The organism is Cellulomonas sp. ACRRI (genome assembly GCF_022346185.1).
Taxonomy (GTDB): Bacteria; Actinomycetota; Actinomycetes; order Actinomycetales; family Cellulomonadaceae; genus Cellulomonas.
Window position 1 is genome coordinate 1 of sequence record NZ_JAKRMS010000106.1, and the last position, 15,483, is coordinate 15,483.

The window sequence follows — 15,483 nt, forward strand, 5'->3', positions numbered from 1 at the left end:
CACCCCGCATGCGCACCCCGCACGCGCACCCCGCACGCGCACCCCGCCGCTCCAGCCCTCCGCCCGAGGACCCCGGATCCGCCGCCTCACGCCCACGGCGAGTCGACGCCGAACTCCCCGGCCACCGCCGCGATCTCCTCCCGGGTGAGCCCCTGCGCCCGCCGCCCGGCCACGAGGTCCAGGTACTCGTACTTCGCCCCGGTCTCGGCGTACTCGACCCGGTCGACGGCCCGCGTCACCGAGAAGTCGGACCGCGACATGGTGCCGTGCTTCGACCAGAGCACGATCTCCCGCTCCCGCAGGCCGGCGACGTTCGCGGCCTGCAGCTCCTCGGAGCCGGGGATCATGAACTCCAGCACCCCGACGCCCTGGGACAGCGACACGATCGACTCCGGCTCCCACCGCAGGATCGCGCGGTTCATCGCGGCGGTGTCCCGGTACTCCGGGATGTGCGACAGGTAGGTCAGGTGCGGCGGCTGGGCGTGCACGACGGCCTGGAAGTCGATGCCGCGCCGGGCGACCTGGTCCTGGTGCACCGCGAGGTGGGAGTTGAACTCGGAGGTCAGCCGCTCGAACAGCCGCCGCGGTGAGGTGTGCAGGGTCGCGGTGGTCCCGCCGTCGTGGATCCGCACGGCGCCGATCGCGGCCTCGGGGTCGGCGGCGATCTGCCGCAGCCGGCGTCCGGACCCGGTGGCCAGCACGGTGCGCCCGGCCAGGGCGGGCGCGGGCAGCGGGAGCGCGATCTCCTCGGTGATCGGGAACCGGCGACGCAGCTCGACGTCCCAGCCGATGAACACGGAGATGTTGCCCGCGCCCGCCTCGGAGGCGTCGATGGCGCAGATCCGGGCGCCGGCCTCGCCCATGGCGGTGAGCAGCTCGTCGAGGTCGGGGAACGGGGCGTGCAGGGGCATGTCGTGTCCTTCGTCGTGTGCGGGTGGTGGTACCGTCACGGCCACAGGCGCTCCTCCGCCCGCGCCCACGGCTGCTCGGATCCCCCGGGACGGTGCGTGACGAGCTCGGACGATGCGCGCACGACCTCGCGCACCGCCGTCAGGCCCCCGGACAGCTCGCCGAGCGCGAGCGCCTGGGTCAGCAGGTTGCCGATCGCGGTGGCCTCGACCGGCCCCGCGACGACCGGCAGGCCGGTGGCCTCCGCGGTGAGCCGGCACAGCAGCGCGTTGCGGGCGCCGCCGCCGACCACGTGCACCACCCGGACGTCGCGGCCGGACAGGGACGCGGCCTGGCGCACCGCGCGGCGGTAGGCCAGCGCGAGCGAGTCGAGCACGCAGCGCGCGACCTCCGCCGGCCGCTCGGGTACCGGCTGCCCGGTGCGCCGGGCGGCGGCCGCGATCCGCGCGGGCATGTCGCCGGGCGGCGCGAACGCCGGGTCGTCGACGTCGACCACGGTGCGCAGCGCGGGCACGTCGGCGGCCGCGGCGAGCAGGGTCGTCAGGTCCTGCGGGGCGCCGGCGTCCGCCCAGCACCGCAGCGACTCCTGGAGCAGCCACAGCCCGGCGACGTTCCGCAGGTAGCGCACGGTGCCGGCGACGCCGAGCTCGTTGGTGAAGTTGGCCGCGCGCCCCGCCGGCGTGAGCACCGGCGCGGGCAGCTCGACGCCGACGAGCGACCAGGTGCCGGACGAGATCCACGCGGCGGGGGCGTCGCCGATCGGGACGGCGGCCACGGCGGAGGCGGTGTCGTGCGAGCCGACGGCGACGTGCACGGCGCCGTCCAGCCCGTCCAGCCCGTCCCGGCCGTCCAGCCCGTCGGCCCCCGCGAGGACGGGCCCCAGCACCGTCCCCGGCTCGACGAGCGGGGCGAGCAGCCGCCGCACGTCCCCGGCGGGGGAGGCGGCGAGCGCGTCGAGCACCGCGGGGCTCCACCGCCGGGTGGCGGGGTCGAGCATGCCGGTGGTCGAGGCGTTGGTGACCTCGGTGGCCTCCGTGCCCGACAGCCAGCGGCCGAGCAGGTCGGGCACGAGCAGCAGCCGGTCCGCCGCGCGCGGGGACGTCGCGGACCCGGCCGCCGACCCCGCGGCGAGCAGCTGGTAGACGGTGTTGAACGGCTGCACCTGGCTGCCGGTGGCGGCGTAGTGCGCGGCGGGGTCGAGCAGCCGGGCGAACGCGTCCGCGGCGCCGGCCGTGCGGCCGTCGCGGTAGTGCACGGGGTTGCCCAGCAGGTCGCCGTGGGCGTCGAGCAGGCCGTAGTCGACGGCCCAGGTGTCGATGCCGACCGACGCGACGGGGCCGTGCGCGCGGGCCGCGGCGCGCAGGCCGTCCTGGACGCCCGCCCACAGGGCGAGCACGTCCCAGTGCAGCCGGCCGCCGGCGCGGACGGGGCGGTTGGGGAACCGGCCGGCCTCGTGGGTGGTGAGCCGCCCCGCCTCGAGGCGCCCGGCGAGCACCCGCCCGCTGGACGCCCCGAGGTCGACGGCGACCAGCGAGGGGGGAGTGGGCATCGGCGTCAGGCGCCCCAGCCGGCCTGCTGCCCGCCGACCCGCTCGGCGGCGATCCGCTCGCCGTAGCCGGACGCGGCGTAGGCGGCCACGGGGTCGCGCGGCAGGCCGCGGGACTCGCGCCAGTCCGCCAGCGCGGGCCGGACGTCGGTGTAGAACGCGTCCATGTAGACCGCGTTGGCCCCGAGCACGTCGCCGGCCTCCTGGGCCGCGGTCAGGGCGCCGCGGTCGATCAGCAGAGCCCGGGCCGTCATCTCCTGGACGTTGAGCACCGAGCGGATCTGCCCGGGGACCTTGTCCTCGATGTTGTGGCACTGGTCGAGCATGAACTGCACGTCGGACCCGGGGTCGATGCCGCCGCCGCGCACGACCTCGGCGAGGATCCGGAACAGCTGGAACGGGTCGGCCGCCCCGACGATGAGGTCGTCGTCGGCGTAGAACCGGGAGTTGAAGTCGAACGACCCGAGCCGGCCGAGCCGCAGCAGCTGGGCGACGATGAACTCGACGTTGGTCGACGGGGCGTGGTGGCCGGTGTCGAGGCAGACGACGGCGCGGTCGCCGAGGGCGGTGGCGTGCGCGTAGGCGGTGCCCCAGTCCGGGACGTCCATCGTGTAGAAGAACGGCTCGAAGATCTTGTACTCGAGCACCAGCCGCTGGTCGGGCCCGAGCCGGTCGTAGATCGCGCGCAGCGACTCGGCCAGCCGGTCCTGCCGCCCGCGGATGTCGCCCTGGCCGGGGTAGTTGGTGCCGTCCGGCAGCCAGATCTTCAGGTCCCGGGACCCGGTGGCGTGCATGACGTCGATGCAGGCGTAGTGGTGGTCGATCGCCTTGCGCCGCACCGCCGGGTCCAGGTGCGTGAGCGAGCCGAACCGGTAGTCGTCGTCCTGGAACGTGTTCGAGTTGATGGTGCCGAGCCGCAGGCCGAGGTCGTCGGCGTGGGCGGCGAGCTTGCCGAAGTCGTCCACCAGGTCCCACGGGATGTGCAGCGCGACAGACGGGGCCAGGCCGGTGAGCCGGTGCACCTCGGCGGCGTCGGCGAGCTTCTCCTCGACGGTGCGCGGCGTGCCCGGGGTGCTGAACACCTTGAACCGGGTGCCGGCGTTGCCGAACGCCCACGAGGGGAGCTCGATCGCCTGCCGGTCGAGAGCGGCGGCGATCTCGGAGGTGAACGACATGGGGTGTCTCCTTCGACGTGTCGATGAATCGTTTCATTGCGACGCCCGCGGAAGCAAGTCCCGCCGCGCCGTCGCGCGAGGTGAATCGGTGCGCCACCCCGGGTGCGCGCTCCGGGTGCGGGGCGTCCCGCGCGGCTATGCTGCGCCGGACGGCTCCCGGCACGCGGGGCCGGCACGGGCACCCGGACGGAGCGGAGGTGAGCGGTGTCGACCTCGGCCACCCGCCGCAGCTCGATCGGTGACGTCGCGCGCCTGGCGGGCGTGTCCGTCGGCACGGTGTCGAACGTGCTGAACCGCCCGGACCGGGTGGCGGCCGCGACCCGCGACCGGGTGCTCGACGCGATCCAGCGCCTGGCCTTCGTGCCCAACGCGTCCGCCCGGCAGCTGCGCGCCGGCACGATCACGACCGTCGGCGCGATCGTGCTGGACATCCGCAACCCGTTCTTCACGGAGGTCGCCCGCGGCATCGAGGACAGGCTCGCGGCGGCGGACCACACCCTCATGCTCGCCAGCTCCGACGACGACCCGGAGCGCGAGGCGCGCTACCTGCGGCTGTTCGAGGAGCACGGCGTCTCCGGGCTGCTGGTCGTCCCGACGGGCGACGATCTCGGCCCGCTCCTGGCGCTCGCGTCCCGCGGGGTGCACACGGTCCTGCTGGACCGCCCGTCGCCGACCGACCTGCTGTCCTCGGTCGCGGTGGACGACGTCGCGGGCGGGACGCTGGCGGGCGAGCACCTGCTCGACCTCGGGCACCGCTCGGTCGTCATGCTCAACGGCCCGCACGCGATCCGCCCCTGCCGCGACCGGCTGACCGGCCTGCGCCGCGCCGTGGAGCGCCGCGGGCTGGACCCGGACGCGGTCGTGCGCGAGGTGCCGCTGCCGTCGCTGGACGCCGGCGGCGCCGCCGGGGTGTTCGCCGCCCTGCTCGAGTCCGACGAGCCGCCGACCGCCGTGTTCTGCGTGAACGACCTGGTCGCGATCGGCGTGCAGCGGGAGATCCGCCGCCGCCGGCCGGACCTGATCGGCAGCATCGCCATCGTCGGCTACGACGACATCGAGGTGGCGGCGGAGCTGGCCACCCCGCTCACCTCGGTCCGGCAGCCCGCGCACGCCCTCGGGTACCGGGCCGCGGAGATCCTGCTGGCGCGGTCGGCCGCCGGCGAGCCCGTGAAGCAGCACCAGGTGTTCCAGCCGGAGCTGGTCGTCCGGTCGTCCAGCGTCCCGGCCTGAGTCGCGCGGCGGCACGGGTCAGCCCTTGACCGCGCCCGAGGTCATCCCGGCGACGATCTGCCGGTTGAAGATCACGTACATCACCAGCGGCGGGATCGTGATGAGCAGCACGTCCGCGAACAGCAGGTTCCACTGGTTGAGCCCCTGGGACTGGAAGTTGTACAGCGTGAGCTGGACGGTCGCGTTGTCGGCGCCGGGCAGGAAGTACAGCGCGTAGGTGAAGTCGTTGAAGACGGTCACCGCCTGCACCACGACAACGGTGACGATGACGGCGCGCAGCAGCGGGAAGATCACCGAGAAGAACAGCCGCATCGGCCCGGCGCCGTCGATGAGCGCCGCCTCGTCGAGCTCGCGCGGGATGGTCGCCACGAAGGCGCGGAACAGCAGGATGCAGAACGACAGCCCGAACGCGACGTGCACGGCGATGAGGCCCGCCATCGTCTTGAACAGCCCGATGCCCTGCAGCACCCAGATGGTCGGCACCACGGCGGGCGGGATGATGAGCCCGGCCAGCACCATCGCGTCCACCACCGGGTTCCACCGGCTGCGCCGGCGCTGCACCACGTAGCCCACCATCGCGGCGAGCACGGTCATGATCGCGACCGAGGCGACGGTCAGCACCGTGGAGTTCCAGAACGCCCGGACCAGGATGCCGTCGTTCGACTCCAGGACGGTGCGGACGTTGTCCAGCAACGCCCACTCGGTCGGCAGGGAGAACTCCAGCAGCGACGCCTCCTGCTGCGACTTCGACGCCGTCAGCAGGACGAACACGAACGGGACGACGAACACCACGGTGCTCGCGAGGATCGACACCGACCCGAGGACCACGCCACGGCGCCTCACAGGGTCACCTCCTTGCGGTTCAGCCAGCGCGACAGCGGGAAGATGATCACGGCGATCACCACGAACAGCACGACGTTCCCGGCGGTGGACAGCCCGTAGAACCCGGCCTGGTACTGCTTGTAGATCACCGAGCCGATGACGTCGCTGCTGAACCCGGGCCCGCCGCGGGTCATGGTCCAGATGAGGTCGAACGACCGCAGGCCGCCGATCAGGGAGAGCAGGACGACGGTCACCGTGGCGGGCCGCACCAGCGGCAGCGTGATGTTCCGGAAGTTCTGCCAGGCGTTCGCGCCGTCGACGCGGGCCGCCTCGTAGTACTCCTGCGGGATCGCGACCAGGCCGGCGATGTAGATGAGCGTCGCCAGGCCCACGCCCTTCCAGACGTCGACCAGCGCCACGGAGAACAGCGCCAGGCTCGGGTCGGTCAGCCAGCCGGGGCCGGTGACGCCGACCCAGGACAGCACCTGGTTCACGGCGCCGTCGAACGGGTCGAGCAGCACCTTGAACGTCACGCCGACGCCGATCGTGCTGACCAGCACCGGGAAGAACACCACCGAGCGCAGGTAGCCCCGCGCGATGATCTGCGAGGTCAGCAGCACGGCCAGCGCGAGGCCGAGCACCACCTTCGCGCCGGAGGTGAGGAACGCGTAGACGAACGTGTTCACGAAGCCCTTGACCAGCGCCGGCTCCCGGAAGAACTGCGCGAAGTTGTCGAGCCCGATGAACTCCGCCGAGTACAGGTCCCAGCGGGTCAGCGCGTACCAGAACGACGCGCCGGTCGGGACGACGAACAGCACCAGGTAGAAGACGCCGGCGGGCAGGAAGAACCAGCTGGGGTACGGGCTGCGCCGCCCGGCCCGGCGGGAGTCCCGCCGGGCCGGGCGCGTCGCCGCCGTGCCCGCGGGGGCGGGGCGCACGAGGGTCATGTCCTACCAGTCCAGGCCGAGCTGCTGGGCCTGCTTGACGACGTCCTCGTCGTAGAGCGCCGCGCCGTCCTCGGCGCTGCGGATGCCGGAGCCCACCTCGACGGTGATCTGCTCCAGGGCCGGGCCCTTGACGGGGGAGAGGAACTCCAGCGCCAGACCGGTGTCGCCGCTGTCGAAGTACGGCTGCATGTCGGACACCAGCGCCGGCACGTCGTCGGGCAGGTCGCAGCCGTCGACCACGAACGGGCCGCCGAGCGTCGAGGCCTCGGCCTGCGCCGCGCAGCTGTCCGGGGTGACCAGCCAGGCGATGAACTCCTTGGCGGCCTCGAGCTGCGCGCCCTCGGTCGTCTTGGGGAGGTAGATGCCGTTCGGCATCCACACCGTGAGGCCGTTGGCGTCGCCCTGCGAGCTCGGCAGCGGGAACACGCCGAGGCTGTCGGCCGCGTCGGGGTAGTTCTCGCCGATCGCGGCGGCGACGTTGCCGGTGAGCATCGGGTAGTGCGCCGCCTGGCCCTCCGCGAGCATCCTGACCGCGTCGTCGTAGGTCGCGGACGCGAAGTCCTCGTTCATCAACCCGGCGTCGAACACCTCCTGCAGGTGCTCGAACCCGGCGAGCGCCGGCTGGTCCACGAACTTCGCGTCCCCGGCCGTGTACGCGTCGGCCCAGCCGGGCTCGGCCGCCTCCACGTTGTAGAAGTCGCCGAGCACCGGGACCTGCGAGGTCCAGGTGTCGCCGTACGACTGCGCGACGGCGACGAGCCCGGCGTCCTTGATCGCCTGGTTGTTCGCCATGTAGTCGTCCCAGGTGGTCGGGACCTCCAGGCCGAGGTCGGCGTAGATGTCCTTGTTGTAGATCACGGCGCCGGCGAACGAGGCGCCCACGGGCGCGCCGTACAGGCCCTGGTCGGTCGACACCACGGTGGCGAAGTTCTCGTCGAGCGAGTCCACCCAGTCCTCGTCGCCCAGCGGCACCAGGTTCTGGTCCGGCTTGAGCGCCTGGAACAGGGACCCGGAGTTGTACCAGAACAGGTCGTTCATCTCCCCGGTCGCGAGCCGGGTCTTCACCAGGTTGTCGCCCTCGGAGCCCCCCGGGTGCGTCTCCACCTCGATGGTGACGTCCGGGTTCTCCTCCGCGTAGGCGGCCGTGAGGCCGTCCCACAGCTCGACCGACGCCGGGGTGCTGTCGATGTACACCGACAGCGACGTGGCCTCGCCGTCCCCGGCGTCGCCGGAGCCGCCGCAGGCGGTCAGGGCCAGGGCGGCGGCGACCGCCGCCGCGCCGGCCGTCAGGGGTCGGGTCCTGTTCACGCGATACCTCCTCGTAAGGCGCCGGGCGCCGTTGCCCCGACAGTGCTTGAACCGATTCACTGCTGCGGCGAGGCTAGGGGAGGTGCCCATCTGGGTCAAGAGTCCCAGGGGTCACGACTTCGCATCGCTCCGCTGCGGCGGGGTCGCCCTTGACGCCGCGCCGCGGGGCGGGTGACGATGCGGGCGGTACGGGTTGAAGCGATTCACCTGGTGAGTGCACCGACCCGCGACGAGGACGTCGACGAGAGGACCCACGGACCCATGACCACCTGGCAGGCACGGTTCATCGCGCCCGACGCCGAGCTGGACGCCGCGCCGCTGCTCCGGCGCACCTTCACCCTCGACCAGGACCCCGGCGAGGTCGCCGCTGCCGAGCTGCTGCTCACCGCGCTCGGCGTCGTCGAGGCGCGGATCGACGGGCAGGCGGTGTCGGGCGACCTGCTCACGCCGGGCTGGTCGGCGTTCGAGGAGCGCCTGCGGTACGGGCGGCACGACGTGACCGCGCTGCTGACGCGGCGCACGCCGACGATCGGGCTCGCGCTCGGGGACGGCTGGTGGCGCGGCCGGCTCGGCTGGGGCGAGGGGGCGCGGCCGTACGGGGACGAGGTCGCCGGGTTCGCGGAGCTGCGGATCACCTACCGGGACGGCGCGGTGCAGGTCGTCGCGACGGACGAGGCGTGGACCGCCGCGGCGGGCGCGGTGACCGCGGACTCGCTCTACGACGGGCAGGAGATCGACGCGCGGCGGCTCGACCCGGCGTGGGCGGGGCCGTTCGACGGCGCGGCCCCGGCGGACCCGCGCTGGGGCGGCGTGCGCGAGGTCGCGTTCGACACCGGCCGGCTGGAGCCGTACCTCGCCCCGCCGGTCCGCCGGCTCGACGAGCGCGCGCCGGAGCGGGTCTGGCGCAGCCCGTCCGGGAAGGTGCTGGTCGACTTCGGCCAGAACCTCGTCGGCTGGGTGCGGGTCCGGGTGCGCGGCACCGCCGGCGACGTGGTGACCCTGCGGCACGCGGAGGTCCTCGAGCACGACGAGCTCGGGGTCCGGCCGCTGCGCGCGGCGAAGGCCACCGACCGGTTCACCCTGTCCGGCGGTGACGACGTGTTCGAGCCGACCTTCACCTTCCACGGCTTCCGGTACGTCGAGGTCGACGGCTGGCCCGGCGGCCCGGACGCGATCGGCCCGGACGCGCTCACCGCGGTGGTGGTCGGGTCGGACCTCACCCGCACGGGCTGGTTCGAGACCTCCGACCCGCTGCTGAACCGGCTGCACGAGAACGTGGTCTGGGGCATGCGCGGGAACTTCGTCGACGTGCCCACCGACTGCCCGCAGCGGGACGAGCGCCTGGGCTGGACCGGCGACATCGCCGCGTTCGCGCCCACCGCGTGCTTCCTCGCCGACGCGTCCGGGTTCCTCGGCGACTGGCTGGTGGACCTGTGGGCCGAGCAGCGGGCCGACGGCTACGTGCCCTACGTCGTGCCGGACCTGATCCGCCGGATGGCCCGGGGGCCCGCCGAGTTCGAGCCCGCCGACGCGACCGCCGTGTGGGCCGACGCGGCCGTCTGGGTGCCGTGGGCGCTCTGGCAGGCGTACGGCGACCGCGCGGTGCTGGAGCGGCAGTACGACTCGGTCGTCGACCACGTGCGGCACGTCGCGGGGCTGCTGTCGCCCAGCGGCCTGTGGGACACGGGCTTCCAGTTCGCCGACTGGCTGGACCCGGACGCCCCGCCGGACCGCCCGGACGCGGCCAAGGCGGACAAGGGCGTCGTGGCCACGGCGTGCGCGTACCGGACGGCGGACCTGGCGGCGCGCGTGGCCCGGGTGCTCGGCCGGGAGGCGGACGCCGACGAGCTCGCCGCGCACGCCGCCCGGGTGCGGGCCGCGTTCCGGGAGGCGTACGTGGACGCCGGGGCCCGGCGGGTGCGGTCCGACGCGCCGACCGTGTACGCGCTGGCGATCGAGTTCGGCCTGCTGGACGGCGAGGAGCGCGGCTGGGCGGGGGACCGGCTCGCCGAGCTGGTGGCGGCGGCAGGGCACCGGATCTCGACCGGGTTCGCCGGCACGCCGTTCGTCACCGACGCGCTCACCTCCACCGGGCACGCGGACACCGCGTACCGGCTGCTGCTGCAGCGCGAGGTGCCGTCGTGGCTGTACGCCGTGACGATGGGCGCGACGACGATCTGGGAGCGGTGGGACTCGATGCTGCCCGACGGCACCATCAACCCCGGCGAGATGACCTCGTTCAACCACTACGCGCTCGGCGCCGTCGCCGACTGGCTGCACCGGGTCGTCGGCGGGCTCGCGCCGCTCGAGCCCGGGTACGCCCGGGTGCTGGTCGCGCCCGTGCCCGGCGGCGGGCTCGAGTGGGCCCGCACCACCCTGGACACCCGGCACGGGCGGGTGCGCGTCGAGTGGCGGCACGCGGACGGCGAGCTGGCGCTGGACGTCGAGGTGCCCGAGGGCGTGGAGGCGGTCGTACGCCTCCCGGGCGCGCCGGACGAGGTCGTCGGCGCGGGCACCCACCGGCTGACCGCGTCCCTCGCGGGCCCCGCCCCGGTCCCGGTCGCCTAGCGCGTCGCGCGCCGGGTGCCCGGGACCGGCGCCGGGGCTGCGGGCGCTCGGCGCGGGCCGTCCAGCCGGACCGCCACCAGCGCCACGTCGTCCTCGCCGGGGCCGCCGGGCAGCTCGGCGAGCAGGGCGTCGCACACCTCGTCCAGGTCGCGGCCCGCGTGGCGCCCGAGCGCGGCCCGCAGGTCGCGCAGCCCGGCGCGCAGCGGGCGGTCGCGGCGCTCGACCAGCCCGTCGGTGTAGAGCAGGACGGTCGCCCCGGGCCCCAGGACGGTCTCGTGGTCGGCCCTCGGCCGGTCCGGGTGCACGCCGAGCAGCATGTCGGGCCGGGCCTCGTCGAGCACGCGGACGGTGCCGTCGGCGTCCACGACCATCGGCGGCGGGTGGCCGGCGCTGGACCAGCGCAGCCGCGTCACGCCCGCCTCCTGCTCCGCGGGCGTCTGCTCGACCCGCGCGACGACGACGGTCGCCAGCGCCGGGATCCGCAGCGTGCGGACGGCGGCGTCCAGCAGGGTCAGGACGTCGGACGGGCTGTTCCGGGTGACCACCGCGATGGCGCGGAGCATCGACCGCAGCTGCGCCATGACCGCCGCCGCCTCGACGTCGTGCCCCACCACGTCGCCGATGACGAGCATGGTCCCGCCGTCGTGCTGCGGGAACGCGTCGTACCAGTCGCCCCCGACGCGGGCGGCCTCCGCGGCCGGCTGGTACCGGACGACCACCTCCAGGTCGTCGGGCTGGACCGGTGCGCCGAGCAGGCTGCGCTGGAAGGTGGCGGCGACGTCCCGCTGGCGCCGGTACAGCCGGGCGTTGTCCAGGGCGAGCGCCGCGGTGGCGGCCACCTCGACCACGGACGCGACCTCGGCCGGCGACAGCGGCGGGCGGTCCGGGCCGTTGAACAGGCTCACCGCGCCCAGGGTGCGGCCGCGGCTCTTGAGCGGGGCCACGGTCAGCGAGGTCGGGGCGAGGCGCTCGACCAGGTCGCGGGCGGCGCCGGGCGCGAGGACGCGGTCCAGCGCCTCCACCGCACCGTCGTGCACGTGCACGACCGTGCCCGAGTCGATGGCGCGCATGAGCATCGAGCCCGGCACGAGCGCCCCGATCCGCTCGAGGGCGTACGCCGCGACCAGGTCGCGCCGGTCCGGGTCGGCGTGCCACCAGCCGACGTCGCGCAGGCGCCGCCGCGGCGCCCGCGACTCGTCGTCCTCGACCAGCGTCACGAGGCACCAGTCGGCGACGGCGGGCACGAGGAGGCGGGCGAGGCGGCCCACCGCCTCGTCGGCGTCCATCGTGCCGCCGAGCTGAGCGGCCACGGCCGGGACGAGCGACTGCCGCTCGTCGGTCGTCTCCCGCACCCCGCCACTCCTCGTCCCCGGCGCCCGACCCGCTCGACGGGGCTGCTGCGCCCGACGGTACGGCAGCGCCGTGCCCGCGCGCTCGCGGTGGGCGCCCCGGTCCCCGGGCGCCGCCGTCACCAGCGCAGGGTGAACCAGACGACCTTGCCGCCGTCCGGCGCGGGCCGCCAGCCCCACGCGGAGGTCACGGCGTCGAGGATGTGCAGGCCGTGCCCGCCGGGCAGGCCCTCGCGGCCGCTGCGCCGGCGGGGCGGGACCGCGGCGGCGGCGTCGCCGACCTCGTAGGTGAGCTGGCGGCGCGCGTGGACCACGCCGACCGTGATCGTCCGCGTGCCCGGGGCGTGCCGCAGCGCGTTGGTGAACGCCTCGCTCATCGCGAGCTGGACGGCGTCCACGACCTCGCCCGGCGCACCCGCCGCCCTGGCCCGCTCCATCGACCAGGCCCGGGCACGCGCGAGGGACGAGGCCGACGACGGGAACGTGCGCTCCTCACCGCGACCTGACCCGTGCACCCGCCGACCGTAGCCGACCGCGCGGGGCCACGCCGCGCGGACACGGCCACCCAGCGGGCTCTCACCCCGCCCCTCACCCGCGGGCCGGGCGGGCCCCGGCGCGACGGTGCGCCGGTGCGCCCGCATACTGGCCGCGTGACGACGCTCCCGACGCCCGCGGGCGCCCGGCGGCCCGGCGGTCGCCTGCACGTCGACCCGGACCGGCCCGCGGTGCTGCGCGCCGAGGGCGAGATCGACGTCGACGCGGTGCACACGCTCGCCGCCGGGCTGGGCGTGGACGAGGTCGGCGCGGGCCGGGCGCTCGCGGCGGCCGGCGTCGAGGAGGTCGACCTGAGCGGGGCCACGTTCATCGACTCGTCGGCGCTCGCGCTGCTCGTCTCGATCGCGCCGCACCGGCGGCCCGACCGGCTCCGGGTCCGGGGGGCGACGGGGGCCCCGCTGATGACGCTCCGGGTCACCGGTCTCGACGCGGTGCTCGACCTGGTGCCCGCGGGGGCCTGAGGCCGCGCGGGCCGGTCCGGGACCACGGGGCGGCGGTCACACCCCGGCCGGCGCCGCCTCGCGCGCCGCGGCGCCGGCGCGCCGCGTCAGCGGGCCCCGCAGCCCCAGTTGCTCGCGCAGCGTGGTCCCCGTGTACGCGGTGCGGTAGGCGCCGCGCTCCTGCAGCTCCGGCACCACCCGGTCGACGACGTCGTCCAGCCCGGACGGGATGATCCACGGGCTGATGTTGAACCCGTCGACCGCGCCCGTCCGGACGAACCGCACCAGCCGGTCGGCGACGGCGGACGGGGTGCCGACGAAGCCGCGTTCCCCGGACACCCGGATGACGAGCTCCCGGATCGAGAGCCCCTCCGCCTCGGCGAGCGCCCGCCACCGCGCGGCGACCTCGTGCGTGCGGGCCCCGGTGGTGGACGAGCCGCCCTCGCCCCCGAGCTCGGCGACGGCCGGGTCGTGCGCCGGCAGCGGGCCGTCGGGGTCGTAGCCGCTGAGGTCCTCGGCCCAGATCGTGCCGACGACGTGCAGGGCGGTGGCCGGGGTGACCTGCTGCCGGGCGACCCAGCGCGCCTTCTCCTCGGCCTCCGCGGCGGTGTCGCCGACGACGATCGCGGTGCCGGGCACGATCTTCACGTCGTCCTCGGGCCGGCCCGCGGCCACGACGCGCGCCCGGACGTCCGCCGCGAACGCCAGCGCGTCGGCGAGCACCGAGCCGTGCCGGGAGAAGATCACGTCCGCGGACCGCGCCGCGAAGTCCCGGCCCTGCGGCGAGTCGCCCGCCTGGAAGATGACCGGGTAGCCCTGCGGGCTGCGCGGGGTCGTCGGGTCGATCGCGACGTCCACCAGGTCCCCGTGCGCCGCGACGTGCGCGACCGGCCCGTGGTCGTCCTCCGGCCACGCGTCCCAGATCCTGCGCGCGGTCGCGAGCACCTGCGCGGCCCGGTCGTACCGGCGGGCGTGGTCCAGGTAGCCGCCGCGGCGGAAGTTCTCCCCGGTCCACGCGTTGTCGGTGGTGACGACGTTCCAGGCGGCGCGGCCGCCGGACAGCACGTCCAGGCTCGCGAGCCGCCGGGCCAGGTCGACCGGGTCGTTGTACGTGGTGTTCTGGGTCGCGACCAGGCCGATCCGCCGGGTCACGGCGGCCAGCGCCGCGAGCTGGGTGATCGCGTCCGGGCGCCCGACGACGTCGAGGTCGTGCAGCCGCCCCCGGCTCTCGCGGAGCCGCAGGCCCTCGCCGAGGAAGAACGCGTCGAACAGGCCGCGCTCGGCGGTGCGGGCGACCCGCTCGAAGGACGCGACGTCCGTCTGCGAGCCGGACTCGGGGTCGGACCAGACGGTGGTGTGGTTGACGCCCTGGAAGAACACGCCGAGGTGCACCTCGGCGTCGGGCCGGGTGATCGGGTGCCGGGCGTCGTCGGTGCCGTCGGCCGGCCGGGTCTGCTGGGTGTGCTGGGTCTGCTGGGTCACGGCGGGGCTCCTCAGGCGGTCGCGCGGGTGCGGGTCGCGAAACGGTTCGCGGGGCGGGTGAGGCCCAGGTGCTCGCGCAGGGTGGCGCCGGCGCGCGGTGCGGCGGTGCGGCGGTCGGCGCGCAGCCGGGGCAGCACGTCCCGGGCGAGCACCGGCAGGTCCGCGTCGAGCGTCGCGGCGAGCAGCCGCACCCCGGCGACGGCGGGGTCGTCGGCGAGCTCGGCGAGCAGCGGGACGAGGCCGGCGGCGTCGCCGACGTGCCGGAGCGCGGCGCCCTGGTCCCACGGTCCCGCGGGTCCGGCGTCGAGCTCGGCGAGCCGGTCGGCACCCGTGCGGCCACCCGCGTCGAGCGCCACCTGCACCTCGACGACGGCCAGCGCGCCGTCCGCGACCGCGCGCGCCGCCGCCCGCGCCGCCGCGACGTCGGCGCCGCCGACGAGCACCGCGTCCACCAGCCGCTCGCCGTCCCGACCCCGCCCGGTGAGGTCGCCGGCCCGGGCGAGCACGACGGGCTGCCCCTGCGGAGGCCGCGGGGTGATCAGCGGGCCGACGACGGAGAACGACGCGCCCACGAAGTCGACCCGGTGGATCCGGTCCCGGTCGACGTACCGCCCGGTGGCGACGTCGCGGATCACGGCGTCGTCCTCCCACGAGTCCCACAGCTCGCGGACGACCTGCACGACGTCCCGGGCCTCGCGGTCCAGGTCGGCGACCGGCGCGCGCCCGTAGGCGGCGGGCGCGGCGTCGCCCGGGGTCACCGCGGCCAGCCAGCCGGCCCGGCCGGACGCGGCCAGGTCGAGCGAGGCGAGCTGCGTCGCGACGTGGAACGGCTCCGGGTAGGTGGTGGGCACCTCGGGCACGAGGCCGATCGCGGTGGTGGTGCGGGCGACGAAGGCGGCCCGGGTGACGGCGTCGAGCCGGGCCGAGGCGGGGGAGCCGGCGACGGCGGGCAGCGCGGCGTCGGCGAAGGTCGCGAAGGTGAGGCCGGCGTGCTCGGCGTGCCGGACGGCGCGGGCCAGGCGGGCGCCGGACACGATCTCGGCGGGTGCGAGGCCGGACAGCGCGGCGGCGCCCGGGTGCGCGCCGGCGCCGTCGACGTCGAGGCCGGTCAGGAGCGGCGGGGGCGGGGTCACGGTGGTCTCCGGTGGGTCG

At 75.5% G+C, this 15,483-nt stretch carries 13 protein-coding genes; 3 read left to right on the plus strand and 10 right to left on the minus strand.

Going from position 1 to position 15,483, the window contains the following annotated elements:
* Nucleotides 1–86 precede the first annotated feature (86 nt).
* Genes MHY85_RS16130 through rhaI form a run of 3 tightly spaced genes read right to left on the minus strand, consistent with a single transcriptional unit; the run spans nt 87 to nt 3,630 of the window.
* Complete coding sequence (locus MHY85_RS16130; protein WP_239198074.1) at nt 87–911, minus strand: class II aldolase/adducin family protein; 825 nt, start codon at nt 909–911, stop codon at nt 87–89.
* 35 nt (nt 912–946) lie between these two features.
* A complete protein-coding gene (locus MHY85_RS16135; protein ID WP_239198076.1) occupies nt 947–2,458 on the minus strand; it encodes a rhamnulokinase family protein in 1,512 nt (503 codons plus the stop codon).
* Between the two features lie 5 nt (nt 2,459–2,463).
* Nucleotides 2,464–3,630 carry an L-rhamnose isomerase gene (rhaI, locus tag MHY85_RS16140; RefSeq protein ID WP_239198078.1) on the minus strand — a complete coding sequence of 389 codons (1,167 nt, stop codon included), beginning with the start codon at nt 3,628–3,630 and terminating at the stop codon, nt 2,464–2,466.
* A gap of 204 nt (nt 3,631–3,834) precedes the next feature.
* Here rhaI and MHY85_RS16145 point away from each other — a divergent pair, with 204 nt between their 5' ends.
* Nucleotides 3,835–4,860 (plus strand): LacI family DNA-binding transcriptional regulator, encoded by a 1,026-nt coding sequence (locus MHY85_RS16145; RefSeq protein ID WP_239198080.1) that lies wholly within the window; start codon nt 3,835–3,837, stop codon nt 4,858–4,860.
* 18 nt (nt 4,861–4,878) lie between these two features.
* Here the strand turns inward: MHY85_RS16145 and MHY85_RS16150 are convergent, their stop codons facing one another.
* The 3 genes from MHY85_RS16150 to MHY85_RS16160 are packed head-to-tail and all read right to left on the minus strand — an operon-like array spanning nt 4,879 to nt 7,937.
* Nucleotides 4,879–5,703, minus strand: coding sequence for a carbohydrate ABC transporter permease (locus MHY85_RS16150; RefSeq protein ID WP_239198082.1), 825 nt, complete (start codon nt 5,701–5,703; stop codon nt 4,879–4,881).
* The gene (locus tag MHY85_RS16155; protein WP_239198084.1) at nt 5,700–6,629 is read right to left on the minus strand and encodes a carbohydrate ABC transporter permease; all 930 of its coding nucleotides are present in this window, start codon (nt 6,627–6,629) and stop codon (nt 5,700–5,702) included. Before MHY85_RS16155 ends, MHY85_RS16150 begins: the two co-directional genes overlap by 4 nt.
* A 3-nt stretch (nt 6,630–6,632) precedes the next feature.
* Complete coding sequence (locus MHY85_RS16160) at nt 6,633–7,937, minus strand: ABC transporter substrate-binding protein (RefSeq protein ID WP_239198086.1); 1,305 nt, start codon at nt 7,935–7,937, stop codon at nt 6,633–6,635.
* 261 nt (nt 7,938–8,198) lie between these two features.
* Between MHY85_RS16160 and MHY85_RS16165 the strand changes: the two genes are divergently transcribed.
* Nucleotides 8,199–10,505, plus strand: coding sequence for an alpha-L-rhamnosidase (locus MHY85_RS16165; RefSeq protein ID WP_239198088.1), 2,307 nt, complete (start codon nt 8,199–8,201; stop codon nt 10,503–10,505).
* On the opposite strand, the gene MHY85_RS16170 is transcribed toward MHY85_RS16165, so the two are convergent.
* Both MHY85_RS16170 and MHY85_RS16175 read right to left on the minus strand, forming a co-directional pair.
* Complete coding sequence (locus MHY85_RS16170) at nt 10,502–11,857, minus strand: PP2C family protein-serine/threonine phosphatase (protein ID WP_239198090.1); 1,356 nt, start codon at nt 11,855–11,857, stop codon at nt 10,502–10,504. The genes MHY85_RS16165 and MHY85_RS16170 overlap by 4 nt on opposite strands.
* A gap of 116 nt (nt 11,858–11,973) precedes the next feature.
* The gene (locus tag MHY85_RS16175; protein WP_239198092.1) at nt 11,974–12,369 is read right to left on the minus strand and encodes an ATP-binding protein; all 396 of its coding nucleotides are present in this window, start codon (nt 12,367–12,369) and stop codon (nt 11,974–11,976) included.
* A gap of 135 nt (nt 12,370–12,504) precedes the next feature.
* Between MHY85_RS16175 and MHY85_RS16180 the strand changes: the two genes are divergently transcribed.
* Nucleotides 12,505–12,870 carry an STAS domain-containing protein gene (locus MHY85_RS16180; RefSeq protein WP_239198094.1) on the plus strand — a complete coding sequence of 122 codons (366 nt, stop codon included), beginning with the start codon at nt 12,505–12,507 and terminating at the stop codon, nt 12,868–12,870.
* 36 nt (nt 12,871–12,906) lie between these two features.
* On the opposite strand, the gene MHY85_RS16185 is transcribed toward MHY85_RS16180, so the two are convergent.
* Together MHY85_RS16185 and MHY85_RS16190 are read right to left on the minus strand one after the other, a co-directional pair.
* Nucleotides 12,907–14,262 (minus strand): NtaA/DmoA family FMN-dependent monooxygenase, encoded by a 1,356-nt coding sequence (locus tag MHY85_RS16185; RefSeq protein WP_239198096.1) that lies wholly within the window; start codon nt 14,260–14,262, stop codon nt 12,907–12,909.
* Between the two features lie 80 nt (nt 14,263–14,342).
* Nucleotides 14,343–15,483 (minus strand): nitrilotriacetate monooxygenase (locus tag MHY85_RS16190; RefSeq protein ID WP_308191408.1); only part of this gene is annotated, 1,141 nt, incomplete at its 5' end.

What these genes read in the sequence shown, in the direction of transcription:
- MHY85_RS16130 (WP_239198074.1), bottom strand. Translation starts at nt 911, where the DNA reads ATGCCCCTGCACGCCCCGTTCCCCGACCTCGACGAGCTGCTCACCGCC.
- MHY85_RS16135 (WP_239198076.1), bottom strand. Translation starts at nt 2,458, where the DNA reads ATGCCCACTCCCCCCTCGCTGGTCGCCGTCGACCTCGGGGCGTCCAGC.
- rhaI (WP_239198078.1), bottom strand. Translation starts at nt 3,630, where the DNA reads ATGTCGTTCACCTCCGAGATCGCCGCCGCTCTCGACCGGCAGGCGATC.
- MHY85_RS16155 (WP_239198084.1), bottom strand. Translation starts at nt 6,629, where the DNA reads ATGACCCTCGTGCGCCCCGCCCCCGCGGGCACGGCGGCGACGCGCCCG.
- MHY85_RS16165 (WP_239198088.1), top strand. Translation starts at nt 8,199, where the DNA reads ATGACCACCTGGCAGGCACGGTTCATCGCGCCCGACGCCGAGCTGGAC.